The following is a 24,603-nucleotide window of genomic DNA, read 5'->3' on the forward strand; positions in this document are numbered from 1 at the left end:
TTGGATGTCTGGTTAATGTTTATGGTTAAGCATTTCCTGCCTCACGCGCGCGGATGGGCATTGTCGTAGATTTCCAGCAATCTCGCGGTATCGACGCCGGTGTAGATCTGGGTGGTGGAGAGGCTGGCATGGCCAAGCAGCTCCTGAATGGTGCGCAGGTCTCCGCCGCCGGCCAGAAGATGAGTGGCGAAGGAATGGCGCAACGCATGCGGCGTGGCGTTTTCCGGCAGCCCGAAAGCGCCACGCAGCTTCTGCATTTCCCGCTGGATGATGGCGGGTTGAAGTTTGCCACCGCGTGCGCCAAGGAAGAGGGGCGCATCCGCAACCAGAGCATACGGGCATAGCCTCTTATAGGTATCGACGGCTTCCGTGACCACCGCCAGCAGCGGCACGATACGCGTCTTGTTGCCCTTGCCGGTGATGCGCAGGCTGCGGGCGCCGGGCGAAAAATCGGCCGGTGTAAGATCGAGCGCCTCGGAAATACGAAGGCCGCAGCCATAAAGCAGGGAAAGAACTGCCGCATTCCGCGCGGCGATCCACGGTTCTTCGTTCAATTGGGCCTCGGCCGTGGTGATCTTCAGCGCCTGCCGGTCGGTCAGCGGTTTCGGCAGGGATTTCGGCTGTTTTGGCGCGCGCATGGCGGTGGCGCCGGCCGCGTTGACGAGGCCCTTTTTCTGCAGATGGCGGAGCAGGGAACGCAGGCCGGCCAGATGCCTGCCCAGCGACCGCGCGCCGGCACCTTCCTTGCGTCTGTGGGCCAGAAAGGCGCGAAGATCGACCGGGCGCAGATCGGCTATGTCCGCGATGGCTGCGGGCCTGCCGACGTAGCCGGTGAGGAATGTCAGGAACTGGCGTGTGTCGCGTTCATAGGCCTCTACGGTGTTGTCCGAAAGCCGGCGTTCTCCGGCAAGGGCGGTGAGCCAGGACTGGCGTTCGTTCAAAAGATCGGGTTGAGCAAATGTCAGGATTTCGGTCACGGTGTGCTCCATTCCATGCTCCAAAGCTATGCCCTTATGGTCAGCATTTGGTTAAGAGATGGACTTTGCAAGATGCGCCCACTACATGCGGGCGGTTCCCTTTTTCATCTCGCCGGGGCATGGTCGCCACATCATGGCAAAAGATTCGTCCGATCTGTTTGGGGCTCTGTTCGACCCGCCGTCGCTCACGCGCACGGTGCCCGTTCTCGTACCAATGCCGGCGCCGGGACCTTACAGCTACGCCGTGCCCGAGGATATGGTGGTGGAGACCGGTTCCGTCGTGCAGGTGCCGCTCGGTCCCCGGCAGGTCTTCGGCGTGGTTTGGGACGATGTCGCCGAGAAGGGCGTCGATCCGAAGAAATTGCGGCCCATCACCAAGAGTTTCGAATGCCCGCCGCTGAAGGCGGAGATGCGCCGCTTCGTCGACTGGGTCGCCGCCTATACGCTGTCTCCGCCCGGCCTGGTGGCGCGCATGGCGCTCAGAGCGCCGGCCGCCTTCGATCCCGAGCCGATGATCGAGGGACTGCGGCTGACCGAAGGTCGGCCCGAGCGCCTGACCCCCGCCCGCGAGCGGGTGATGGAGCTGGCGGCCGAAGGACACGGCTGGACGAAAAGCGGGCTCGCCCATGCCGCCGGGGTTTCGACCAGCGTCATCGACGGTCTCGTCAAGCAGGGCGTGTTCGAGACGGTTTTCCTGCCGGCGCCGCCGGTGGTTGCCGAGCCCGATCCCGACTATGTGGAGCCGCGACTGGAAGGTCCTCAGAAACAGGCCGCTTCGGAGATACTCGACGATGTGCGCAAGGGCGGGTTTTCGGTTTCGCTGATCGACGGTGTGACGGGGTCGGGCAAGACAGAGGTTTATTTCGAGGCGGTGGCCGAAACGCTGAGACAGGGCAGGCAGGTCCTTATCCTGCTGCCGGAAATCGCGCTGACGGCGGCGTTTCTGGAGCGTTTTCAAGACCGTTTTGGTGCGAAACCGGCGGAATGGCACTCGGATCTGTCGCCGCGCATGCGTGAAAAGGTCTGGCGGCAGGCGGTGACGGGCGAGGTGAAGGTGGTGGCCGGCGCCCGCTCGGCGCTTTTCCTGCCCTTCGACAATCTCGGTCTGATCATTGTCGACGAAGAGCATGACCCGGCCTATAAACAGGAGGACCGCGTCTATTATAATGCCCGTGATATGGCGGTGGTGAGAGCCCGGATCGCGGAATTCCCTGTCGTGCTGGTCTCGGCCACGCCGTCGGTGGAAAGCCAGGTCAACGGCAGTTCGGGGCGTTACAACACCATTCACCTGCATACGCGCTTCGGCGATGCGGCAATGCCCGACCTGCATCTCGTCGACATGCGCCGCCATCCGCCGGAACGTGGAGGGTTCCTTTCACCCGTCCTGCTGCGCGGCATCGGCAAGACCATCGAAAAGGGCGAGCAAGCACTGCTCTTCCTCAATCGCCGCGGTTATGCGCCGCTGACGCTCTGCCGGGTTTGCGGCCACCGCTTCCAGTGCCCGCAATGTTCCAGCTGGCTGGTGGAGCACCGTTTCCGCAATCAACTGCAGTGCCACCAATGCGGCCACAACGAGCCGACGCCGGATCATTGCCCGGAGTGCGGAACCTTCGATCATCTGGTCGCTTGCGGGCCGGGTGTGGAGCGCATTGCCGAGGAGGTGGAGAAACATTTCCCCGAGGCCCGCACCATCGTACTTTCCTCCGATCTCATGGGCGTCAAGCGGCTGCGGCTGGAGCTGGAGGCGATCGTCAAGGGCGAGGCGGATATCGTCATCGGCACGCAGCTGGTCGCCAAGGGGCATAACTTCCCCCTGATGACCCTTGTCGGCATCGTCGATGCCGATCTCGGCCTTGCCAATGGCGATCCGCGCGCGGCGGAGCGAACCTTCCAGCTGCTTTCGCAGGTGACGGGGCGTGCCGGGCGAACGGGGTTGAAGAGCCATGGCCTGCTGCAGACCTACCAGCCGCAGCATCCCGTCATGCAGGCGATCGTCTCCGGTGACGCTTCGGCCTTTTACGAGAGGGAGATTGTCGAGCGGGAAAAGGCCGTTCTACCGCCTTTCGGGCGGCTCGCCTCGATCATCGTCTCCGCCGATACGCGCGGAGAGGCCGAAACCCATGCTCGCGGATTGCGGGCCGCTGCCCCGCAGGTCACCGGCATCATGCTGCTCGGCCCGGCGGAAGCGCCGCTGGCGCTGATCCGCGGCCGCCATCGTTTTCGCCTGCTCGTGCACGGGCGGCGCAATTCCGACATGCAGTCTTTCCTGCGCACGGTGCTGGCCAACGGGCCGAAGGAGCGGGGTAGCGTCCATGTGCAACTCGACATCGATCCGCAAAGTTTCCTTTGACTTTGCCAATGGGCGTTTTCCCGCCGTCATGGGCGTGTCATAACGCCTGCAGGCAACAGAATGATTTGGGGAAGGCGATGGAGTTTTATTTTCCTGCCGAGTTCGGCGAGCAGCTGGCTTTTGGCGCGGCGGCGGTATCGGCCGTGATGGGCCTGTTTTTCATGTTCGCGCCGGGCGCGACGCTCCGCGCCTTCGGACTTCAGCCGGCCGGCGAGCGAAAGGATGGTTACGCGCTGGTACGCTCTTCGCTTGCCGGGTTCTATCTCGGTCTCGGTGCGGCGGCCCTGCTTCTCGCGCAGCCGATGGTCTATCTTGCCTTTGGTGCGGCGTTCGGCCTCAGCGTGTTCGGCGGCATTCTCTCCATATTGTCGGATGGTGGCGCAACCATGCGGAATTTCTTACTTCTGGTTGTGCACTTTCTGCTGTCCGCACTCGCGTTGAGCTACGTCTTCGGGCTGGTCTGAAGCGGGCTTTTTGGCTTTTGTGCCGCACAGATGCCGCATCCCGAGCGAAATCGGAAAATTTAAACGCATTCCCCCTTGCCCAAACGGCGCTTTCCGCTATTACGCGTGTTGCGAGTCCCGGCGTCCTATGCTAGACGGACCGCGAAATTGGGAAAAGGCAGGGGGGAATTCCGGTCTTTTTCGGGGAAATTGAAACGATTTCAAGAATTTGATGCGGTGGAACCCCATCGCTGATGGTCTTGGACGATTAGCAGGGAAAAAGTGCCCGTGGCAGATACCTCCCAGGGAACATCCGGTGTAGCGGAAAGGTATGCGTCGTCGCTTTTCGAGCTTGCTTTGGAAGCGGGTGCGGTTGAAGCGGTTGGAGCCGATCTGGACAAGTTCGGTGCACTTCTCGACGAAAGCGACGATTTGAAGCGTCTGGTTGCGAGCCCGGTGTTTTCCGCCGAGGATCAGTTTAAGGCAATCACCGCGATCTGCGAGAAAGCCGGCATTGCCGGTCTTGCTGTCAATTTCCTCAAGGTCGTCGCGAATAACCGCCGTCTCTTTGCCGTTCCCGGCATGATCCGCGCCTACCGTGCCATTGCCGCTGCCCACCGCGGCGAAATCACCGCCGAGGTCACCTCGGCACATGCGCTCGACGAGGCGCAGGAAACTGAACTGAAAGCGGCGCTGAAGAGCGTTACCGGCAAGGATGTGACGATTTCCGTTACCGTCGATCCGTCGATCCTCGGCGGCCTGATCGTCAAGGTCGGCTCTCGCCAGATCGATACGTCTCTTCGCACCAAACTTTCCACCCTTAAGCTTGCACTGAAAGAGGTTGGCTGATGGATATCCGCGCCGCGGAAATTTCCGCAATTCTGAAAGATCAAATCAAAAATTTCGGCAACGAGGCGGAAGTCTCCGAAGTCGGTCAGGTGCTGTCCGTCGGTGACGGTATCGCCCGCGTTTATGGCCTCGACAATGTTCAGGCCGGCGAAATGGTCGAGTTTCCCGGCGGCATCCGCGGCATGGCGCTCAACCTCGAAGCCGACAATGTCGGTGTGGTTATCTTCGGTTCGGACCGTGACATTAAGGAAGGCGACACCGTAAAGCGGACTGGCGCTATCGTTGACGTTCCCGTTGGTCCGGAACTGCTCGGCCGCGTCGTTGATGCGCTCGGCAACCCGATCGACGGCAAAGGCCCGATCAACGCCGCCAAGCGTTCGCGCGTTGACGTCAAGGCTCCCGGCATCATTCCGCGCAAGTCGGTTCATGAGCCGATGTCGACCGGTCTCAAGGCTATCGACGCCCTCATCCCGGTTGGCCGCGGCCAGCGCGAGCTCGTCATCGGCGACCGCCAGACCGGCAAGACCGCGATCATTCTCGACACGATCCTGAACCAGAAGGCCATTCACGACAATGGTCCTGACGGCGACAAGCTTTATTGCGTCTACGTCGCTATCGGTCAGAAGCGTTCGACCGTTGCCCAGTTCGTGAAGGTTCTGGAAGAGCGCGGCGCGCTGCAGTACTCGATCATCGTTGCTGCGACCGCTTCCGACCCGGCTCCGATGCAGTACCTCGCTCCGTTTGCCGGTTGCGCCATGGGCGAGTACTTCCGTGACAACGGCAAGCACGCTCTCATCGGTTATGACGACCTTTCCAAGCAGGCCGTTGCCTATCGTCAGATGTCGCTTCTGCTGCGCCGCCCGCCGGGCCGCGAAGCCTATCCGGGCGACGTTTTCTACCTGCATTCCCGTCTTCTCGAGCGTGCTGCAAAGCTCTCCGACGAAATGGGCGCTGGTTCGCTGACGGCTCTGCCGGTCATCGAAACCCAGGGTAACGACGTTTCGGCCTTCATTCCGACCAACGTGATCTCGATCACCGACGGCCAGATCTTCCTGGAAACCGACCTGTTCTACCAGGGTATCCGCCCGGCCGTTAACGTCGGTCTGTCGGTTTCGCGCGTTGGCTCCGCCGCCCAGATCAAGGCGATGAAGCAGGTTGCCGGTTCGATCAAGGGTGAACTCGCCCAGTATCGCGAAATGGCCGCCTTCGCCCAGTTCGGCTCGGACCTTGACGCTTCCACGCAGCGCTTGCTCAACCGCGGTGCCCGTCTGACCGAACTTCTGAAGCAGCCGCAGTTCTCTCCGCTCAAGACGGAAGAACAGGTCGCGGTGATCTTCGCCGGTGTCAACGGCTATCTCGACAAGATCCCGGTCGCACAGGTCGGCAAGTTCGAGCAGGGTCTGCTCTCCTACCTCCGCTCGGAAGGCAAGGCGATCCTCGACACCATCCGCACGGAAAAGTCTATCAGCGACGATACCAAGGGCAAGCTCAAGGGCGCTCTTGATAACTTCGCCAAGTCTTTCTCGTAATCAGGGCTCTTTTACTCGGACGGATAACGGATGCCTTCACTAAAGGATCTGAAAAACCGCATTGCCTCCGTGAAGGCGACGCAGAAGATTACCAAGGCGATGAAAATGGTCGCCGCGGCGAAGCTTCGGCGCGCCCAGGAAGCTGCGGAGGCCGCCCGGCCTTATTCTCAGCGCATGAGCGCCGTTCTCGCCAATATCGCCAAGGCGGTCGAGGCGGACGTCGCTCCGGCGCTGATGACCGGCACCGGCAAGGACGACGTGCACCTGCTCGTCGTCTGCACGGCTGAACGTGGACTTTGCGGCGGTTTCAACTCGCAAATCGCCCGTTTTGCCCGCGATCACGCCCGCAAGCTGATTTCGGAAGGCAAGACGGTCAAGATCATCACGGTCGGCAAGAAGGGTTACGACAGCCTTCGCCGCGAGTTTGCAGCCAATATCATCGAGCGCATCGAATTGCGTGACGTGAAGAAGGTCGGTTTCGAAAATGCCGACCAGATCGCCAAGAAGGTGATCTCGCTCTTCAACGCGGGTGAGTTCGATGTCTGCACGCTGATCTATTCGGAATTCAAGTCCGTCATCAGCCAGATCCCGACCGGCCTGCAGCTCATTCCGGCCGCAACGCCCGTTGTGGAAGAGGATGAGGCGACGCAGAACGCCGTCTACGAATACGAGCCGGATGCGGCTTCTATTCTGGAAGACCTTATTCCGCGCAACATTTCGGTTCAGGTTTTCCGGGCTCTGCTCGAAAACGTTGCCGGTGAAATGGGCGCCAAGATGAGCGCGATGGACAATGCAACGCGCAATGCCGGTGAGATGATCAACAAGCTGACCTTGTCCTACAACCGTCAGCGTCAGGCTCAGATCACCAAGGAACTCATTGAAATCATTTCGGGCGCGGAAGCGCTCTGAGGTAAGGAAAGAGGGTAAGGATAATGGCTAAGGCAGCTACCCCCAAGAAAACCGCAGCGGTGAACGGCGCGGGCAAGGTTACCCAGGTTATCGGCGCTGTTGTCGACGTGGCGTTCGAAGGCGAACTGCCTCCGATCCTGAACGCGCTCGAAACCGAGAACAACGGCAATCGCCTGGTTCTGGAAGTCGCGCAGCACCTCGGTGAAAACGTCGTTCGCACCATTGCCATGGACTCGACCGAAGGTCTGGTTCGCGGTCAGAGCGTTTCGAACACCGGCGCTCCGATCTCCGTTCCGGTTGGGCCGGAAACGCTCGGCCGTATCATGAACGTCATCGGCGAACCGGTTGATGAAGCCGGTCCGATCGTCACCGCTTCCAAGCGCGCCATCCACCAGGACGCACCTGCTTACGTCGAACAGTCGACCGAAGCACAGATCCTCGTCACCGGCATCAAGGTGGTCGACCTTCTCGCACCTTACGCCAAGGGCGGCAAGATCGGCCTGTTCGGCGGCGCCGGCGTTGGCAAGACCGTTCTCATCATGGAACTGATCAACAACGTCGCCAAGGCGCATGGTGGTTATTCGGTATTCGCCGGTGTGGGTGAACGTACCCGCGAAGGCAACGACCTTTATCACGAAATGATCGAGTCGAACGTCAACAAGCTCGGCGGCGGCGAAGGCTCCAAGGCCGCGCTGGTTTACGGCCAGATGAACGAACCGCCGGGTGCCCGCGCCCGCGTCGCTCTGACCGGTCTGACGATCGCTGAAAACTTCCGTGACGAAGGCCAGGACGTTCTGTTCTTCGTGGACAACATCTTCCGCTTCACGCAGGCTGGTTCGGAAGTGTCGGCTCTGCTCGGCCGTATTCCTTCGGCCGTGGGCTATCAGCCGACGCTCGCAACCGATATGGGCCAGATGCAGGAACGCATCACCACCACGAACAAGGGTTCTATCACCTCGGTTCAGGCGATTTACGTTCCCGCCGACGACTTGACCGACCCGGCGCCGGCCACCTCGTTTGCGCATCTTGACGCAACGACGGTTCTGTCGCGTTCGATCGCTGAAAAGGGTATTTACCCGGCTGTTGACCCGCTCGACTCCACCTCGCGCATGCTCGACCCGATGATCGTTGGCGAAGAGCATTACGAAGTGGCTCGTAAGGTGCAGTCGACCCTGCAGCGCTACAAGTCGCTTCAGGACATCATCGCCATCCTCGGCATGGACGAACTGTCGGAAGAAGACAAGCTGACGGTTGCCCGCGCCCGCAAGATCGAGCGTTTCCTGTCGCAGCCGTTCTTCGTCGCCGAAGTCTTCACCGGTTCGCCGGGCAAGCTCGTTGCGCTCGAAGACACGATCAAGGGCTTCAAGGGTCTGGTCAACGGCGAATACGACAACCTGCCGGAAGCTGCCTTCTACATGGTCGGTTCGATGGAAGAAGCCATCGAAAAGGCGAAGAAGCTGGCTGCCGAGGCTGCCTGATCATGAATTGGCGGGCGCGCGGTTTTTGCTGCGCGCCTTGCCGACGATGGTGGCGAAACCGGAACGGCTTTGCCGGCATTATAAGCAACAACTCCGTGACGCCCGCGTAATTGAAAAGAAGTGAATTGCCATGGCTGACAGTTTCAAATTCGATCTCGTTTCCCCGGAGCGTCTGCTCGTTTCCGAAACGGTTACGGAAGTCGTCATCCCGGCTACGCTGGGTGAAATGACCGTTCTGGCTAATCACGCGCCGACGATGACCACGATCAAGCCGGGTCTGGTGACGGTGAAGTTCGCCTCGGGCGAGACCCATAAATATGTCGTTTTCGGTGGTTTTGCCGATATTCTGCCGACCGGCTGCACGCTTCTCGCCGAATCTGCGGTTTCGGCCGATGACATGTCTCCCGATACGCTGCAGAAGCGCATCGATGCGGCCAAGGCCGAAATCGAAGAGGGCAATCATCACCACGAGCATCTGACCAAGCTCGAGAAGCATCTTTACGAGCTGACGAACCTGCATGAGGTTCTCGTCGCCGCTTGAAAGAACCGGGCGGGTTCGAAAGAATGACTGCCCACAAAAGATCGAACCAGAAAGCGGCCGTTTCGGTCGCTTTTTTGTTTTGGGCGTGGTCCGGTGGATGAAACCGGTCCGCTTGCGCTGCGACGCTGCCGGTTGGGCTCGCCCTGTTTCAGATTCAGCCACGCAATATCGAGCATTGGCGTCAGGTGTGGAAAATGACCGAGCGCACGACGGCGCATCCCGCATTCCATTTCGGCGGACCCCGCTGGAAAACCGATTCCTGTTTTTGTCACGATAGGCTAGATGTGGTGGTGGGAAGGAATTCTGCCCTTTTGGCTGCAAGCGCAACGGGGCTTTTTTCGTGCAGGGAGGATCGCGGTGTCTGCCGAGGCAAGTTATCGAAGGATCACGAGAACCGCCCTGCGAGAAGGGGTCTTGAGCAAGGGTGAGCGGGCGGTGCCCGAAGAAGTGCCGGTTGCCTTTTCTTACGGCGGCAGCACCCATGCCGTGATGATGGCCAGTCCGGCCGATCTCAGCGATTTTGCCGTCGGTTTCAGCCTGACGGAAGGCATCATATCGGCGCGGTCGGAAATCCGCTCCATCGAGGTGGTCGAAGCCGCGCAAGGTTATGATGTCCAGGTGGATTTGCAGGATGCCAATGCCGATGCCCTGCGGGCAAGGCGGCGGCATATGGCTGGCCCGGTCGGTTGCGGTCTCTGCGGTATCGAATCCATCGAACAGGCCGTGCGCACGGTCCCCGATTTGAGCGGTGTCGAACTTTCGATCAAAGGCCATGACATCGTCGCGGCAATAAAAGCATTAAGCGAGGCGCAGAGCCTCAATCGTGAGACGCGGGCTGTTCACGGTGCAGGTTTTTATAGCGCTCAGCAGGGGTTACTTGCCGTGCGTGAAGATGTCGGCCGCCACAATGCCCTCGACAAGTTGGCAGGTGCGGTTGTCAACGCGGACATCTCTTCGCCTGCGGGCATTGTGGCCGTCACCAGCCGCCTGTCGGTGGAGATGGTTCAGAAGACGGCGATTCTCGGCAGCCCGGTTCTGGCGGCCATCTCGGCGCCGACGGCGCTTGCCATCGAAACGGCCGAAAGGGCGGGTGTCACCCTCGTCGCTCTGGTGCGGGGTGAAGATTTTGAAATCTTCACCCGTCAGGACCGCATCGTTCTGTAGCGTTTGGGCCGCCGTTTTCGGCGGCCTTCGGGTCTCGTCAGGGCTAGAACTCCGCCCATTCGGCTGTTGCATTTACCTGAGACCGTGATGCGGCATATCGTGGCTGCGGCGCCGGCAATCTGGTGACGATGGCCGGTTTTCTGTCGGCCGGGTGGGCGAGTGACAAGGCCGCTTCGCGCGATATTCTGAACTGCCGCAGCAATTCGTGCAGGTTTTCCGCTTCACTGGCGAGGCCATGGCTGGCGGCGGTGGTTTCCTCCACCATGGCGGCGTTTTTCTGGGTCGCCTGGTCCATGACGTTGACGGCCTGATTGATTTCCCTCAGGCCATTCGCCTGTTCGCGTGAGGCTTCGACAATGGCCGAGACATTGGCATCGATCTCTCCCATCTGCGACTGAATATCGCGAAGGGCACCGCCCGTTCTGCCAACGAGGTCGACGCCATTGGCGACCTGTTCGCGAGAGGTGTTGATGAGGGATTTGATTTCCTTGGCCGCAACGGCGGAACGCTGTGCCAGCTCCCTGACCTCCTGGGCCACGACGGCAAAACCTTTGCCCGCCTCACCGGCGCGGGCGGCTTCGACCCCCGCATTCAACGCCAGGAGATTGGTCTGGAAGGCGATGTCGTCGATAACACCGATGATGTTGGTGATCTCCCCGGAAGAGCGGGAAATTGCATCCATGGCGGAAATCGCCTGCTGGACGATATCGCCGGAATGCTCGGCGTGTTCTTTGGTGCGCAGCACCAGCTTGCCGGCCTCGCCGGCGCGCTGGCTGGCGTCGGTAACGGTGGTGGTGATTTCCTCCAGTGCCGCCGCCGTCTCTTCCAGCGAGGCGGCCTGCTGTTCGGTGCGTTGTGAAAGCTGATCGGCGGCGATGCGGATTTCACCCGAACCGGAGGCGATGGTGGAGGCATTATGGGCGATGGTCTGCATGGTGGCCTGAAGTTTGCCGACGACTTCGTTGAAGTCCTGCCGCAGTTTCTCCATGCTGGGCACGAAGCTGTTATCGAGACGCTGGACGAGATCGCCCTCGGCCAGCGACTGCAGGGCATCGGCGAGAACGCCAATGGCGCTCATGCGCGGGGTGACGTCGGTGGCGAATTTCACCACTTTCACCACCTTGCCTGTTTCATCCAGCACGGGATTATAGGCGGCCTGAATCCATATTTCCTTACCGTTCTTGCCGTATCGGACAAATTCGTCGGATATGAATTCCCCCGCGGCCAGCCGCGGCCAGAAATTGCCGTAGGCGGGCGATGCCGCATAGGCAGGATCACAGAACATGCGGTGATGCCTGCCCTCGATTTCCTTGAGGTCGTAGTCAACCGTGGCGCAGAAATTCGGATTTGCGGTGATGATGGTTCCATCGGGAAAAAATTCGATGGTGGCCTGGGAGCGGGAAAGCGCCTCCAGCTTGCCGGCGTCTTCCACGGCCCTGATTTTCTTGGCAGTTATATCGGTCGCGATCTTGACCACCTTATAGGGTTTACCGGAGCGGAAAACGGGATTGTAGGAAGCCTCTATCCAGATGACCGATCCGTCCTTGCGGATGCGGCGATATTCCTTGGCCTGAAATTCACCACGGGCAAGAGACTCCCAGAAGTCCTGATAGGCGCGCGAGGCGGCAAAATCTCCGTCGCAGAAGATGCGGTGGTGCCTGCCGACGATTTCGGCGAGGTCGTAACCCAGTGCCGCGCAGAAATTTTTGTTTGCGTTGAGTATGTTTCCTTTGAGATCGAATTCTATGACCGCCTGCGATCTGGAGATCGCGTCGAGCATGTTCCGGTTATCTGCACTCTTCCCTAACCCCAGCATTGGACGTCCCCCGAAATATCGGCCCACGGCGCGGCTGGCCGCACAGAGGATGCGGTCCGCGCCGTCTCATGTTGAACAACGAACAGGTTTTGCCACCAAAGGCGGCGATGCAGGCACTTCTCCTTTGTCAGCCCAGGTCAGGGTTCGGACCAGCAGGATGCGTGCCGGTACGGCGCTGAACCTTGGTTTTTAATATTAGATATTCATAATATTAAAATGTTCTTATTTATTGGGTGTAGAAAGCAAAAACCAGACCGCCGGGGAAGTACCCCGGCGGTCTGGTGCAATTGTCGATAGTCGCAGCGAGCGTTTTTCGTGGCCCGCTATGTGCGCTCAGGCGGCGAGGTCTTCGGCTTCGGTTCCCTTGAACATCTTTGCAAGGTTCAGGAAGCAGATCATGCCGTGTTCGTTGGCAATGATGCCTTCGGAATAGGACTTGTCGAAGGAGGCCGAGATCTCCGGAACGGGCTGGACCTGGTTTGCCGGGATCGTCAGGATATCGGACACACGGTCGACCAGCATGCCGATGACCATATTGTGCACCTCAGCCACCACGATGGCGCTTCTTTCGTTGGCCACGGTGCTTTTCATGCCGAGCTTGTGGGCCAGATCGATGATCGGAATGACAGAGCCGCGCAGGTTCATGACACCGATGACGTCTTTCGGCGCGTGAGGAATGGGCGTGGAAGGCGCCCAGCCGCGAATTTCGCGGATCGTGGTCGTCTTGACGCAAAATTCCTGATCATGCAGGCGGAATGCGATGATTTCGAGCGTCTCACCGCCAAAATTGGTAGAGTTTATCATTGCCATCAGAATTCTTCCCAATGCTCGCTGTGGAGGCCGGCGCAAGTGCACCGACACTTGCATATGCGGGTTTGGCGTTCTGCCTGGTGCCTGAACAGCCGGAAACAATATTTCCGTCTTCAATGGAAGAGTCGTATCACGAGATGGTTTCGCAAACCTAAATGCGGTCCGCTCTCAATATTCCTTCTCGTAAAATATCCCGGCTGCGCCTTCGCCATCGCCGCCCGCTTCGCCACGCAGTTTCACGCCGCGTCCGACATCGAGGTTGATGATCGCCTTCGCACCGGATTCGCCGCTCTGCTGCAGCTCGAGATAGGTTCTCTCGTTGAGATATTTGCCGGCGGAAACGCGGGCCTGTCCTTCGGAATCCGTCGAGATATCGAGATCGTCGACGCCGAGATTGCTTCTGAGCTTGTCGAACAGCGAGGTCGAGCGTCCCCCGGCCAGCTGGGCGGCGGCATCCGCCAGCCTTGCGATCTGCAGGGCGGAGAGTTTCGACATCGACTGACCGAAGATCAGCTGCGCCATCACCTCATCCTGCGGCAGGGCCGGCGACGAGGAGAAAGCAAAGGTCGGGTCGTTGGCATTGCCCGACACCGACACCGTGATCGTGGTTGAACCGGCCGTCGAGTCTGCCTTCATATCCAGAACCGGGACGAGGCCGCCGCCGAAGCTGATATTACCGGTGGTGAAATCAAGACGGCGGGTGAGGATTTCAAGCCTGCCGCGGCGCATTTCAAAGCCGCCGGAGATGACGGGAACGGCAGCGGTGCCGCGGATCGTCAGATTGCCGGTCAGCTCGGCATCGACGCCGCGCCCGCGCACAAAGATGCCGCTCGGTGCATTCACCTGCAGATCGAGATTGATGGTGGAGGAACTGCCGCTGCCGCCCTGATCGGCGCCAAGCGCCTTGGCCTGCGCCCGTACCTTCGGCGGGGCGTTCTTGTGCTTGACGTCGATCTCCGTCAACGACGCCGGGAGCTTCTCCGGAATGGTTATGGCGCTTCTGTCGAGCGTCAGATTGCCGCCCAGCACCGGCGAACTCAAGAGCGGACCTTTCAGTGTCAGCGTGCCGCTTACCACTGTCGTCACCAGCGTTCCGTCATTATAACCGGCGCGATCCAGCGTGATCGAAATATCGGCGGGGAAACCCGAGCCGCCGGCTATGCCGACGCTGCCGGTTCCTGAAATCGTGCCGCCGCCCGCCAGCTTGCCCGTCAATCGGGAAATGACGGCGCGATCGCGGTCGAAGGTGATGGTGGCGCCCAGTCCATTGACGGTCAGGTTTCTGCGCACGTCGGTCAGGCGCGTGCCATCGGTGGTGATGCTGCCGGTCACGACAGGTGCTGTGGCGCTGCCGGAAATTTTCACGTCGATGGCGGCGGTGCCATCCACATCGAGGCCCTGGGCGGCCGTCTGCGCCGCGACGGCGGAGAAGGGCAGCCGGCCGGTAAAGGCCAGGGAGAGCGGGCGATTGCCGGCGATGCCAAGCGAACCACCGCCCGCAAGCGACATGCCGCCCTGACCGGTCACATTCGTGTCGATCTGCAGGGTGCCGCCGGCAAAGCGGCCGTTTGCCTTGATGCCCAGCGCGGCAAGTCCCGCGGCGCGGGTCTGTGCGACCTCCGCATTCGCCCAGGTGAGATTATAATCGACGGATGGATCGGATGCCGCCCCCTTGGCGCTGACGGTGCCGGATATGCTGCCTGCGGCGTCCAGCCCGGCGGCGAAGGCGTTTGCGAGATTGGCGGGGAGCGCCCGGATATCGGCATTGATGTCGAGTGTCGATCCGGCGGTGCCGTTGACCTCCACGCGCCCGTCGCCAGTGATGATGGTCAGGCCGGAGATGCGGGCCGTGCCGTTCTGGATGGCAATGGTGCTTGGTTTTTCAAGCCGCACCGCAATGCCCTTCGGCGCGGCGGAAAACGTATCGAGCCTCACCGTCATCGGTGATCCGCCGGTATCGGCGCTGCCCTTCACCACCAAGGGCGCATTGTCATAACGGCCGTTGACGTCGAATGCGGTCGTTGTGCCGGAATGGCCGATAGTGGCATTGAGACCGGAAATCGAGGCCGCGCCGGCATTGACGCTGTCGGCACTGACCTTGCCGTTGATGGCAAGCGCCTGCAGGTCGTCGATGGAAATATCCGCGGCCAGCTTCGAGATCACCGTGGTTCCCTGGCGGATGCTGCCGCCGTTCGCCTTTATCGTCGCGGCGATCCGGCCGTTGGCATTGCTCAAGGCGATATCGCCGGCAATATCCCCGTCCGCCTGCTGCGCGGCCAGTGCGGCCAGCAGCGCAAGATCGGGGAAATTGAAGGAGAGATTGCCTGTCGGCAGGAATTGCTGCGAAAATTGCAGCTGTCCGTTCAGCAGGTTGCGGCCCACCGCCACATGCAGTTCGGGGATTGCCGTTCCGTTTTGTGTCTGCACCACATTGGCGTTGGCGTCGATCTTCTGCCGGTCGAGGCTGCCGCTGGCGGTGAGCTTTGCCTGCGGTGCAGCCGGGTCGGCTTTGCCGGTGGCGTTGACTTTCAGCGCTTCGAGGGTGCGGCCGGCAAGTATCGCGCTTTCAGAGCTCAGGGTGACGTTGAAATCCGGCGCCGAAACCGCGCCGCTGGCGTCAATCGCAAAATCGGCAACGCCCTTTGCCTGCGGTGTCAGCTTTTCGAGAGCGGGAAACTTGCCCGTCAGGCTGGCGTTCAGCGCATCGTTTTCAAGACTGACATTGCCCGCCGCCTCTATCGTCCCGGATTTGACGGTGAGGTTCTGCACTTCGATGCGCCCACCGATGGTCAGGTCGATATCGCCCTGCAGCGCAATTGTGGTGTCGAATTTTTCCGCAAGCGCCGGAGGCAGGGTAGCCGGCAGCGCGAAGAGCTGCAGGCTGGATGTCAGCCGATTGGCGGACAGATTGAAACTGCCGTTCAGCGTTCCGCCGACACTGGCGCTTTCCAGCGTCGCGCCGTCAAAACCGATGGCGGATGCGCTGAGGCTGAGCGGCGCCTTGATGGTGAGAGGAGCGCGCACCAACCGGTCGATATCGGGGCTGACGAAGGACGATTGCGCGACTGAGAGAACGGTGGCGATGGTGCCGCTGCGGCTGGCGATGTTGAGATCGGCGCTTTCGGCCGTCAGCTTGACATCGTCAAGCCGGCCCTGCGGCAGGGCAAGGCTGCGCAATGATGCCGTGGTCTTGAGATGTGCGGCGTCCGCACCACCCTTCAGGGAAAGATCGAGACCGTTGATGAGGGCCTGGACTTCACCGCTCTCCAGCGGCCAGCGGAAATCCACCGGGCCGGCGGTGCCGATGAGATTGGCGGCAAGATCGTTCTGGCCATTTGGATCGACGGTGCCGGAGGCGGTCAGCAATAATGTGCCGGTTTCCAGCGTGCTGCTGCCGATATCGATGCGGCCCTGCGGCGACAGCGTGGCAGTGGCGTCGAGCTTGGTCTCGCCGGCAAAAAGCTGGCGGAAGGCGGGTGGCAGAAGCAGGTCAGGCTGGCCGCCGCCGGCGACTTCGATACGGCGCGTGCCGTCATCGCCCAGAATATGGCGACCGCTGAGATTGATTACCGGATTGCCAGCGACGTTGCCGCGCAGCGTGCCGGTCCAGTTGGAAAGCGGCCCTTCGCCGTTCACGTCGATCGCCACGGCGGGTGTGCCGGGAAGCGACAGCAGCGTGGCAAGCAGACCGCCTTCGGGCTCCTTCATCTCCGCTTTCAGTTTCAGGACGTTTTCATTCGGCAGGAAGGCAATGTCGGCGTTGACGGCGGCATCCGCCGCATTCACCCGATGGGCCGTGAGCGACAGCCTGATATCGTCCCGTGCGGCCTTGAGATTGCCTTCGGCCGTCAGTTCGAAAGGGCTGCCGAGAAGCGATTGCCCGAGACTGATATCGGGAAAGCTGAAATTGTCGATTGCGATTTCGATCGGCAACGAGGTGCTGCCGGAACTTTTGGTGGTCGCCTGCCCGGAGGCGACCGGCTTGCGCTCGACGTCGATCGATCCGGCCGACACGTGATCGGCGTGAAAGGTTCCGGCCAGAAGCGAGAGCGGCGACCAGTCGACGGCGATCTGGTTCACGCGGGCATAGGGTCCCTGCCGGTCCGAAATCGTGACATTGTCGAGCCGCAGGCGGCCGGTCAAAAGACCGCTGGGGGGCGAGATTTCGATCGTCTGATCGGGCGTTGATACGAGCGATGAAATCTGCTTTGCGGCCATTCTGGCGCCCATCGGCGTAAAACCGACGAACAGAACCGCAAGCAACACCAGCACCACGCCGCACAAGGCGACGTAGCCCAGCCATTTCAGCAATCGAATCAACGTTTTCATCAAAGGTAATCTACACTCTGTTGTAAGGGTGTTCGATGGCGGCGTTTAAAAAGACTGGCCGATACCAGCATAAATGCCGAAACTGTTACCGCCATCATATTTTTCAAGCGGCATGGCAACATCGAGACGCAAAGGTCCGAAGGGCGTTGCATAACGCAGACCGATACCGGCACCCGCCCGGATATCGGAAAAATCGGGCGCCACATCCTCCGAAACCACGCCGGCATCGATGAAAGGCACGATACCGATCGTATCGGTGACCTTGATGCGGGCTTCGATGGAGCCGACCACATAGGAACGGCCACCGGTCGCGTCGCCGGCTGCGTTGTAGGGCGATATTTCCTGATAGCTGTAACCGCGCACGGATCCGCCGCCGCCGGCATAAAAGCGGCGTGTTGTGGGGATGTCCTGCAGGTCGCTGCCGCCGACGAGCACACCGCCCGACAGTTTCCCGGCCATGATCAGGCGGTCTTCCGCGCCCAGCCCCTTGTAACCGGAAATGGAGCCCTCGAAAGAGGAAAAGATCGTGCCGTTCAGCGCTTCATAGCTGGGCTTGGCGGCCACCGAGGCACGAAAACCTTCGGTTGGATTGAGCTTGTCATCGCGGGTATCGCGAACGAATTCCAGCGGGATCGAGGTGGTGAGATATTCGTTCTTGCCGAACGCATCCTCGGTATCGGCCCATTGCACTTCCAGACCGGCCGCTGCCGTGTCGGTATCGTTCAGCTCGTAGCTGAAACCGGCGGTTCCCGTCAGCGTTTTGGCTTCATAGGTATCGGGATGCTCGGTCTTGGCGATCAGGCTGGTCTTGAATGTGGTGCGCGGATTGAACATGCCAGGCTTGGTAAAGGTGATGCCGGCCGAATAATCCATGCCTTCCACGCTCGACGCTTCGGCGATGCGCGACACCGAGCCTTCGATACGCAGGGATTCCGCCTGTCCGAACAGGTTCCGGTGGCCCCAATATCCCTGGAGGCCAATGCCTTCCGTGGTGGAATATTGTGCGCCGACGCCGAAATAGCGGTGCTTGCCTTCGGATACCTCGATGGTCAGCGGAATCGTGCCGTCGCGGGCGAGCGTTCCCGCTTCCTTGATCGTCAGGCTGGAAAAGACACCCAGCTGGCGCAATCTGTCCGCCGCCTTGCGCAGTTTTTCCGGCGAATAGGGCTCGCCGCCATTCAGGCGGGAATAACGGCGGATAAAGTCGCCGTCGACGGTTTTTTCGCCGGTGACGGTGACCGTGCCGAGAGGGGCGACGGGTCCGCCTTCGGCGGCCATGGTGATATCGACGGTGTTTGTCGCATGGTTCGCGACCGCCTCGCGTTTCGTCAGCTTGGCAAGCGGCCGGCCTTCGGCCTTCAGATCATCGATCAGCTTGTTGCCGGCGCGGATGATCGCCAGAGAACCGGCATCGCCGCCGGTGGTGAGGCCATAGTCTTCAAGGTTGCGGCCCGCCACATCGCCTTCGAGGCGGACGCTGCCGAGCGTGAATTTCGGGCCTGGCGTCACCGTGATGACCACCGGTACGGGGCTGCTGTGATCGAACACCGGATTGGGCGGCAGAGCGTCCACATCCCTGCCGGCGACGGTGACCTTGACGATACCGCCATAACGGGCGTTTTCATAAAGCGCCGCAATCAGCCTGTCCCTGTCATCTCTCGCCTTTATCAGAAGGCCGAGATCGCCGGAGGCAGGCTTGTCCTTGTCGGCCAGAAGCAGTGAGCTGTTTTCGAGGCTGCCCTTCAGCGCCTTGTCTGCTTCGCCCGCATCGAGCGTGACGGCGTATTTGACCGGATTGATAACCTCGACCTCCGGTTCTTCGGAACCCCAGAGGCGCACGCCGAACAGTTTGAAAGCAAAGGCATCACGGGTAAACGCCGGATACAGGGCGAACGTGAAAGCAACCGCGAGCGCGGTGCCAGCTTTCCGATACGCAATACCTGTCTTCGGGTTAGTTCGTGTTCTTCGCATAAGCTGCTTTATGGTTGAGCATTTATTGTCGCTCTAACCCGTTTCCTGTCCGTTAACATTGCAATTTAATCATAAATAAACGGCTTTGAGGACCCTTCGACTGGTGTTTTGCCGTCCTAAACGCAAAAAGCCCCGGGTGACCGGGGCTTCTGTGCAACGGTATTTCGCGAAGCGATTAACGGCAACGCGCCGTGTAACGCTGACCGTACTGGTCGCGATAATAGCAATAGCCCGGCTCGGAAGCATTGCCGATCAGAGCGCCGCCGACGCCGCCAATTGCCGCGCCAACAGCTGCGCCACGAACGTTGCCCGTGATAGCGCCGCCGAGGACCGCACCGGAAACGGCACCGATCGAAGCTCCCTTTTCGGTCTGCGTGCAGCTTGCGAGCGACAGGCCGACCAGCGCAAATATGATTGCCTTTTTCATGAAACTCTCTCCAACGTTACAATGAGCTCTTCGGCTCGGTAGGCGTCCCATATTTATCTGCGGCGACTGCTACCTCCGACCGCCACAGATAACTAACAATTCGATGTCGTTTAGGGAAGCCTCCTGTTTCAGGCATTCCTCCGAGCGTAAATCGATTGCGTCCCAAACAACGGCGCGGCGTAAAAAAGGTTCCAAAAATCCGGGTTTTTTGATGTGAATCAATTTTGTACTTTCAATCGGCTCCTATAAACGGTTTATTGGAATGGTTCAAAACAACGGCGAATTGACGCAGACGCGGTTAAAGTGACCCGCAAGGGTTGACGGTCCCGGCGCCGGGGCAGAAAACGATCTGGTCAATTCTGGAGCATGGCATGGACTTCGAGGCATTTTTCACGGCGGAACTGCAAAGCCTGCATTCTGAGGGACGCTATCGCGTTTTTGCGGATATCGAACGCCAGCAGGGCAATTTTCCGCGTGCGACACGGTATGGCGCCAATGGCGAGCGCAAGGATGTCACGGTCTGGTGCTCCAATGATTATCTCGGCATGGGCCAGAATCCGAAAGTCATCGAAGCCATGAAAGCCGCCATCGACCACTGTGGCGCGGGTGCGGGAGGCACCCGGAATATTTCTGGCACCAACCATTACCACGTCCTGCTTGAGCGCGAACTTGCCGATCTGCACGGCAAGGAATCGGCGCTGATCTTCACCTCGGGTTATGTGTCCAACTGGGCAACCCTTGGTACGCTCGGCCAGAAAATTCCAGGGCTGATCATTTTCTCGGATGCGCTCAACCACGCATCGATGATCGAGGGCATCCGTTATGGCCGTTGCGAGCGGGTGATCTGGAAACACAACGATCTTGACGATCTCGAGGCGAAGCTCAAGGCTGCCGACCCGGACGCGCCGAAGCTGATCGCTTTCGAATCCGTTTATTCGATGGATGGCGATATCGCGCCGATCAGGGAAATCTGCGATCTGGCGGATCGTTATGGCGCCATGACCTACCTCGACGAGGTTCACGCCGTCGGCATGTACGGTCCGCGCGGCGGCGGCATCGCCGAGCGCGAAGGCCTGATGGATCGCCTGACGATCATCGAAGGCACGCTCGGCAAGGCCTTCGGTGTGATGGGCGGTTATATTACCGGTTCCACTGCGGTGTGCGACTTCATCCGTTCTTTCGCATCCGGCTTCATCTTCACGACGGCCCTGCCGCCATCGCTTGCCGCCGGCGCCATCGCCTCGATCCAGCATCTGAAGGCAAGCCCCTTCGAGCGCGCCCGCCATCAGGATCGGGTGCGCAAGCTGCGCGGGCTTCTCGATGCGCGCGGCATTCCGCATATGGACAATCCGAGCCACATCGTGCCGGTGATGGTGGGCGATGCCGCCAAATGCAAGTGGATTTCGGATATCCTGCTCGACAGTCACGGCGTCTATGTGCAGCCGATCAATTATCCGACCGTGCCGCGCAAGACCGAGCGTCTGCGCATCACGCCGACGCCGCTGCACAGCGATGCCGATATCGAGCATCTTGTCGGCGCGCTGCATCAGCTCTGGTCGCATTGCGCACTGGCGCGCGCGGTGGCGTGAGGCTGCAATTCAGATAAAAGAAGAGTGGGGCCGCGTTTACGCGGCCTTTTCTTTGCTGGCGATGATATCGCGGGCGTGGCGGCGGGCTTCCTCATCCGCCGCAAACACATCGTCAATCGTGGCGGCAGAGCGGCCGTCATGCATGCGGTCCATCACCGTTTCGACGATTTCGGCCATATCGAGGAAACCGATGCTGCCCGCGACGAAGGCGTGAAACGCGGTTTCTTCGGCTGCGTTCAGGGCTGCACCCTGCAAACCGCCACGCTCTAGCGCCTTGCGGGCGAGCCGCAGCGCGGGGAAGCGGGCTTCGTCCGGTGCCTCGAAATCGAGCCGTGCCAGTTTCGCGAAATCCAGCCTCTCGACGGTCAGATTGCCGCGTTGGGGATAGGTGAGCGCATAGGAAATGGCGGTGCGCATATCGGGCGAGCCGAGCTGGGCGATATAGGAGCCGTCGCTGTAACCCACCATCGAATGCACGATCGATTGCGGGTGGACGATTACTTCCACCTGGTCGGGCCGGAGATCGAAGAGATATTTCGCCTCGATCATTTCCAGCCCCTTGTTGAACATGGAAGCGCTGCCGATGGAGACCTTCAGCCCCATCGACCAGTTGGGATGGGCACGGGCGACTTCCGCGGTGACATTGGCCATCTGGTCCCGCGACCAGGTACGGAACGGCCCGCCGGAGGCCGTCAGCACGATGCGCTCCACGGCCTTTCTGTGATCGCCGGTCAGGCACTGGAATATGGCGCTGTGTTCGCTGTCGACCGGGATCAGCCTGCCGCCGCCCTGTCTGACCGTGCGCAGAAAAACATCGCCCGCCGAAACCAGGCACTCCTTGTTGGCAAGGGCGATATCCGCCCCGCGCCTGGCGGCTGTCAATGTCGGGGCAAGGCCGGGCGTTCCGGCAATCGCCGCCATCACCCAGCCGGCCTCCATCGAAGCCGCCTCTTCGAGCCCGGATTTGCCGGCGGCAACCGTGATGCCGGTGCCGGCAAGGGCGGATCTCAGCGCTTCATATTTGTCATCGTCGGCGGTGACTGCCAGCTGCGCGCCAAATTCACGCGCCTGTTGCGCCAGAAGCGCGATATTTCCCGCGCCGGTCAAAGCCACGATCTCGAATGCGCCGCGGCCGCCTAGCTGATGCACGACATCCAGCGTATTGGTGCCGATCGACCCCGTCGAACCCAATATGGTCAGCTTGCGCGGCATTTCACTGGCATTCGTCATTTTCAGTCCGTCGGTCGGTTGCGCTTCGCACCATTGCGGCATGCGTTTCTTTCGAAACCGCAGCACATTTTCGGGCGACATGCATTAGCCTCTACTCGTGAAAACCAGCCATAACAAGGACAAACCCCGGGCTATTGTTTTTGCGGACGGCAAAGCCATATGCAAGAAAACGATGAGAGGACCTTGATGCGACGATTTCTAGTTTCCAGCGGGTGGATTTTTGCGGCCAGCCTTGTGCTGGTCCTTGCCTTCATTCCTTTTGATCCGCGTCTTTCCGAAAGCGCGCAGGCTCTGCCCGGCGGGGTCGTTTCCTTCAATCGTGCCATCACCGATTTCGGAACCTTCAGCTGGATGCTTTATTCAACCGGCGCTCTCGCCATTCTTGTCTACATCGCCGCGCGGGTGCTGCAGGCACAGACCTATGCCGGCCGGCTGAGAACGGCGTGGCGGCTTTTCGCCTATTTCTTCCTGACCATCGGAACGGCGAGCATTCTCGTCCATACGCTCAAATTCCTGATCGGTCGGGCGCGACCGGAGCTTTTTCTGGAAATGGGTGCCTATAGCCTCACGCCCTTTACCGGCGACAATCTCTATGAAAGCTTTCCCTCCGGCCATTCGACCGCCGCCGGCGCATTTTTCGGTGTTTTCGCCATGCTGATGCCGCGCTTTCGTTGGGCCTTCCTTCTGCTTGCGCTCGTCATCGGCGTGTCGCGCGTGATCGTCGGCGCGCATTATCCGAGCGATGTGGCCGCCGGTTTGCTACTTGGCATGTGGACGGCCATGGCCTTCGCCTTTATCTTTGCCCGGTCCGAAATGCTGTTTCGGTTTGATGCACAGGGGTGGCCGCAGCCGAAGAATGCAAAGCTCCCTGTCGAAGGACGGCAATAGCAGCCTTCAGCGGGACGAAGACGGGAGAGGGTGATGGAAGAAGCGACAATCGCGCCGGAAGGCAGCGGCAGGGCCGTTCAGCATATCCGCACGTCCGTCGCGGTGGCCGGTGGCGGGCCGGCGGGGCTCATGCTTGGCCTGCTGCTTGCCCGCAGTGGTATCGATGTGATCGTGGTCGAGAAACATGGGGACTTCCTGCGCGATTTTCGCGGCGATACCATCCATCCCTCGACGCTCGAGCTGATGGAGCAGCTGGGTTTCATCGAGGAATTCCTCAACCTGCCGCATACACGTGCGCCGCGGCTGAATGCGGTTATCGGCGGCGAGCGGATTACGATTGCGGATTTTTCCCGGCTGCCGGTCCGTCACCGCTTCATCGCCTTCATGCCGCAATGGGATTTTCTCAATTTCATCGTCGGCAAGGCAGGGCAATATGAGAATTTCCGGCTGCTGATGACTGCGCCGGTGACCGGGCTCATCGAACATGACGGGCGCGTTGGCGGGCTCATCGTCGAAACGCCCGGCGGCGCCATTGAGATCGCCGCCGATCTGGTGGTGGGCGCGGATGGGCGCAATTCCATCGTCAGAGAGACGGCGGGGCTCGAAGTCCAGCGCTTCGGCGTTCCGACCGAGGTGCTGTGGATGCGCCTTTCGAAACAGCCGGGTGATTCGACCGAAACCATGGGACATGCCGGCTCGCGGCAGGGCTTCGTCATGATCAACCGCGGCGACTATTGGCAATGCGGTTATGTGGTGCGCAAGGGTTTTTTTGAGGACATAAAACGTCAAGGGCTGGAGGCTTTCAGGGACCGGGTTGCGGAAATCTGCCCTTTCCCGCGCCGGAGGCTGGACGAACTCGCAAGCTGGGACGATGTGCATCTCCTGACCGTTCGGATCGACCGGCTGAAGCGCTGGTGGAAACCCGGTTTGATCTGCATCGGCGATGCGGCCCATGCCATGTCGCCTGTCGGCGGCGTCGGCATCAATCTCGCCATTCAGGACGCGGTTGCGGCGGCTAATATCTTGATCCCGGTGCTTCTGTCCGGCCGGGCCATTGCCGATGACGATCTTGCCGCAATCGAGACGCGGCGTTCCTTCCCGACAAGGGCCACGCAATTTCTGCAGCGGATGATGCGTATCGGCAGGAAGAAGGACGACGGCAGAAACGTCCCTGCGGATTCTGAAAAGCCGAAAAGACCGCCGGCCATCGTGCGGGCGATTATGCGGTTTCCATTGCTTGCGCATGTGACCGGCCGGGTGGTGGGACTTGGCTTCAGGCGGGAAAAGATCGAGACATAGGCCG

Annotated in this window: 18 protein-coding genes; 11 read left to right on the top strand and 7 right to left on the bottom strand. The window is 60.4% G+C overall.

Annotation, left to right across the window (positions count from 1 at the left end):
* Positions 1-41: 41 nt before the first annotated feature.
* Positions 42-989, bottom strand: a complete 948-nt coding sequence (locus tag ACI2KA_RS12255; RefSeq protein ID WP_404502331.1) for a tyrosine recombinase XerC — start codon at positions 987-989, stop codon at positions 42-44.
* A 121-nt stretch (positions 990-1,110) separates the two neighbouring features.
* Between ACI2KA_RS12255 and ACI2KA_RS12260 the strand changes: the two genes are divergently transcribed.
* The 8 genes from ACI2KA_RS12260 to fdhD all read left to right on the top strand — a co-directional run bounded on the left by ACI2KA_RS12260 (position 1,111) and on the right by fdhD (position 10,240).
* Positions 1,111-3,327 (top strand): primosomal protein N', encoded by a 2,217-nt coding sequence (locus ACI2KA_RS12260; protein WP_404502333.1) that lies wholly within the window; start codon positions 1,111-1,113, stop codon positions 3,325-3,327.
* A 77-nt stretch (positions 3,328-3,404) separates the two neighbouring features.
* Complete coding sequence (locus tag ACI2KA_RS12265) at positions 3,405-3,791, top strand: phage infection protein (RefSeq protein ID WP_404502335.1); 387 nt, start codon at positions 3,405-3,407, stop codon at positions 3,789-3,791.
* A gap of 261 nt (positions 3,792-4,052) precedes the next feature.
* Positions 4,053-4,619: a F0F1 ATP synthase subunit delta gene (locus ACI2KA_RS12270; RefSeq protein ID WP_404502337.1), complete on the top strand. Its 567-nt coding sequence runs from the start codon at positions 4,053-4,055 to the stop codon at positions 4,617-4,619.
* Positions 4,619-6,148 carry a F0F1 ATP synthase subunit alpha gene (atpA, locus tag ACI2KA_RS12275; protein WP_080836091.1) on the top strand — a complete coding sequence of 510 codons (1,530 nt, stop codon included), beginning with the start codon at positions 4,619-4,621 and terminating at the stop codon, positions 6,146-6,148. Before ACI2KA_RS12270 ends, atpA begins: the two co-directional genes overlap by 1 nt.
* A gap of 30 nt (positions 6,149-6,178) precedes the next feature.
* The gene (locus tag ACI2KA_RS12280) at positions 6,179-7,057 is read left to right on the top strand and encodes a F0F1 ATP synthase subunit gamma (protein ID WP_404502340.1); all 879 of its coding nucleotides are present in this window, start codon (positions 6,179-6,181) and stop codon (positions 7,055-7,057) included.
* 23 nt (positions 7,058-7,080) lie between these two features.
* The gene (gene atpD / locus ACI2KA_RS12285) at positions 7,081-8,535 is read left to right on the top strand and encodes a F0F1 ATP synthase subunit beta (protein WP_404502342.1); all 1,455 of its coding nucleotides are present in this window, start codon (positions 7,081-7,083) and stop codon (positions 8,533-8,535) included.
* Positions 8,536-8,665: 130 nt separating this feature from the next.
* Positions 8,666-9,076, top strand: coding sequence for a F0F1 ATP synthase subunit epsilon (locus ACI2KA_RS12290; RefSeq protein WP_003492358.1), 411 nt, complete (start codon positions 8,666-8,668; stop codon positions 9,074-9,076).
* A 399-nt stretch (positions 9,077-9,475) separates the two neighbouring features.
* Positions 9,476-10,240: a formate dehydrogenase accessory sulfurtransferase FdhD gene (gene fdhD / locus ACI2KA_RS12295; protein ID WP_404502499.1), complete on the top strand. Its 765-nt coding sequence runs from the start codon at positions 9,476-9,478 to the stop codon at positions 10,238-10,240.
* A 43-nt stretch (positions 10,241-10,283) separates the two neighbouring features.
* On the opposite strand, the gene ACI2KA_RS12300 is transcribed toward fdhD, so the two are convergent.
* From ACI2KA_RS12300 to ACI2KA_RS12320, 5 genes are all read right to left on the bottom strand, one after another.
* On the bottom strand, positions 10,284-12,020 hold the full coding sequence (locus ACI2KA_RS12300; protein ID WP_404502344.1) for a methyl-accepting chemotaxis protein: 1,737 nt from the start codon (positions 12,018-12,020) through the stop codon (positions 10,284-10,286).
* Between the two features lie 369 nt (positions 12,021-12,389).
* Positions 12,390-12,866: a chemotaxis protein CheW gene (locus ACI2KA_RS12305; RefSeq protein WP_003504949.1), complete on the bottom strand. Its 477-nt coding sequence runs from the start codon at positions 12,864-12,866 to the stop codon at positions 12,390-12,392.
* A 168-nt stretch (positions 12,867-13,034) separates the two neighbouring features.
* Positions 13,035-17,195 (bottom strand): translocation/assembly module TamB domain-containing protein, encoded by a 4,161-nt coding sequence (locus ACI2KA_RS12310; RefSeq protein ID WP_404502346.1) that lies wholly within the window; start codon positions 17,193-17,195, stop codon positions 13,035-13,037.
* A 45-nt stretch (positions 17,196-17,240) separates the two neighbouring features.
* Entirely contained in the window at positions 17,241-19,166 is a 1,926-nt protein-coding gene (locus ACI2KA_RS12315; protein ID WP_404502348.1) for an autotransporter assembly complex family protein, read from the bottom strand.
* Between the two features lie 175 nt (positions 19,167-19,341).
* A complete protein-coding gene (locus ACI2KA_RS12320) occupies positions 19,342-19,593 on the bottom strand; it encodes a YMGG-like glycine zipper-containing protein (RefSeq protein ID WP_003492347.1) in 252 nt (83 codons plus the stop codon).
* 371 nt (positions 19,594-19,964) lie between these two features.
* Between ACI2KA_RS12320 and hemA the strand changes: the two genes are divergently transcribed.
* Positions 19,965-21,182, top strand: coding sequence for a 5-aminolevulinate synthase (gene hemA, locus ACI2KA_RS12325; RefSeq protein ID WP_404502351.1), 1,218 nt, complete (start codon positions 19,965-19,967; stop codon positions 21,180-21,182).
* Positions 21,183-21,218: 36 nt separating this feature from the next.
* Here the strand turns inward: hemA and dxr are convergent, their stop codons facing one another.
* Positions 21,219-22,412, bottom strand: coding sequence for a 1-deoxy-D-xylulose-5-phosphate reductoisomerase (dxr, locus tag ACI2KA_RS12330; RefSeq protein ID WP_404502501.1), 1,194 nt, complete (start codon positions 22,410-22,412; stop codon positions 21,219-21,221).
* Between the two features lie 186 nt (positions 22,413-22,598).
* On the opposite strand from dxr, the gene ACI2KA_RS12335 reads away from it, so the two are divergent.
* Both ACI2KA_RS12335 and ACI2KA_RS12340 read left to right on the top strand, forming a co-directional pair.
* Positions 22,599-23,300: a phosphatase PAP2 family protein gene (locus tag ACI2KA_RS12335; protein WP_404502353.1), complete on the top strand. Its 702-nt coding sequence runs from the start codon at positions 22,599-22,601 to the stop codon at positions 23,298-23,300.
* Between the two features lie 33 nt (positions 23,301-23,333).
* Positions 23,334-24,599: an FAD-dependent oxidoreductase gene (locus ACI2KA_RS12340; protein WP_404502355.1), complete on the top strand. Its 1,266-nt coding sequence runs from the start codon at positions 23,334-23,336 to the stop codon at positions 24,597-24,599.
* The last annotated feature ends 4 nt before the right edge of the window (positions 24,600-24,603 follow it).

The organism is Agrobacterium sp. NPDC089420 (assembly GCF_044900305.1).
In the GTDB taxonomy this organism is placed as follows: Bacteria; Pseudomonadota; Alphaproteobacteria; order Rhizobiales; family Rhizobiaceae; genus Agrobacterium.

Coding starts and splice junctions, on each gene's coding strand:
- ACI2KA_RS12290 (WP_003492358.1), top strand. CDS start 8,666: ATGGCTGACAGTTTCAAATTCGATCTCGTTTCCCCGGAGCGTCTGCTC.
- ACI2KA_RS12255 (WP_404502331.1), bottom strand. CDS start 989: ATGGAGCACACCGTGACCGAAATCCTGACATTTGCTCAACCCGATCTT.
- hemA (WP_404502351.1), top strand. CDS start 19,965: ATGGACTTCGAGGCATTTTTCACGGCGGAACTGCAAAGCCTGCATTCT.
- ACI2KA_RS12320 (WP_003492347.1), bottom strand. CDS start 19,593: ATGAAAAAGGCAATCATATTTGCGCTGGTCGGCCTGTCGCTCGCAAGC.
- ACI2KA_RS12335 (WP_404502353.1), top strand. CDS start 22,599: ATGCGACGATTTCTAGTTTCCAGCGGGTGGATTTTTGCGGCCAGCCTT.
- ACI2KA_RS12315 (WP_404502348.1), bottom strand. CDS start 19,166: ATGCGAAGAACACGAACTAACCCGAAGACAGGTATTGCGTATCGGAAA.
- atpD (WP_404502342.1), top strand. CDS start 7,081: ATGGCTAAGGCAGCTACCCCCAAGAAAACCGCAGCGGTGAACGGCGCG.
- atpA (WP_080836091.1), top strand. CDS start 4,619: ATGGATATCCGCGCCGCGGAAATTTCCGCAATTCTGAAAGATCAAATC.
- dxr (WP_404502501.1), bottom strand. CDS start 22,412: ATGACGAATGCCAGTGAAATGCCGCGCAAGCTGACCATATTGGGTTCG.
- ACI2KA_RS12310 (WP_404502346.1), bottom strand. CDS start 17,195: ATGAAAACGTTGATTCGATTGCTGAAATGGCTGGGCTACGTCGCCTTG.
- ACI2KA_RS12260 (WP_404502333.1), top strand. CDS start 1,111: ATGGCAAAAGATTCGTCCGATCTGTTTGGGGCTCTGTTCGACCCGCCG.
- ACI2KA_RS12265 (WP_404502335.1), top strand. CDS start 3,405: ATGGAGTTTTATTTTCCTGCCGAGTTCGGCGAGCAGCTGGCTTTTGGC.
- ACI2KA_RS12280 (WP_404502340.1), top strand. CDS start 6,179: ATGCCTTCACTAAAGGATCTGAAAAACCGCATTGCCTCCGTGAAGGCG.
- ACI2KA_RS12300 (WP_404502344.1), bottom strand. CDS start 12,020: ATGCTCGACGCGATCTCCAGATCGCAGGCGGTCATAGAATTCGATCTC.
- ACI2KA_RS12305 (WP_003504949.1), bottom strand. CDS start 12,866: ATGGCAATGATAAACTCTACCAATTTTGGCGGTGAGACGCTCGAAATC.
- ACI2KA_RS12340 (WP_404502355.1), top strand. CDS start 23,334: ATGGAAGAAGCGACAATCGCGCCGGAAGGCAGCGGCAGGGCCGTTCAG.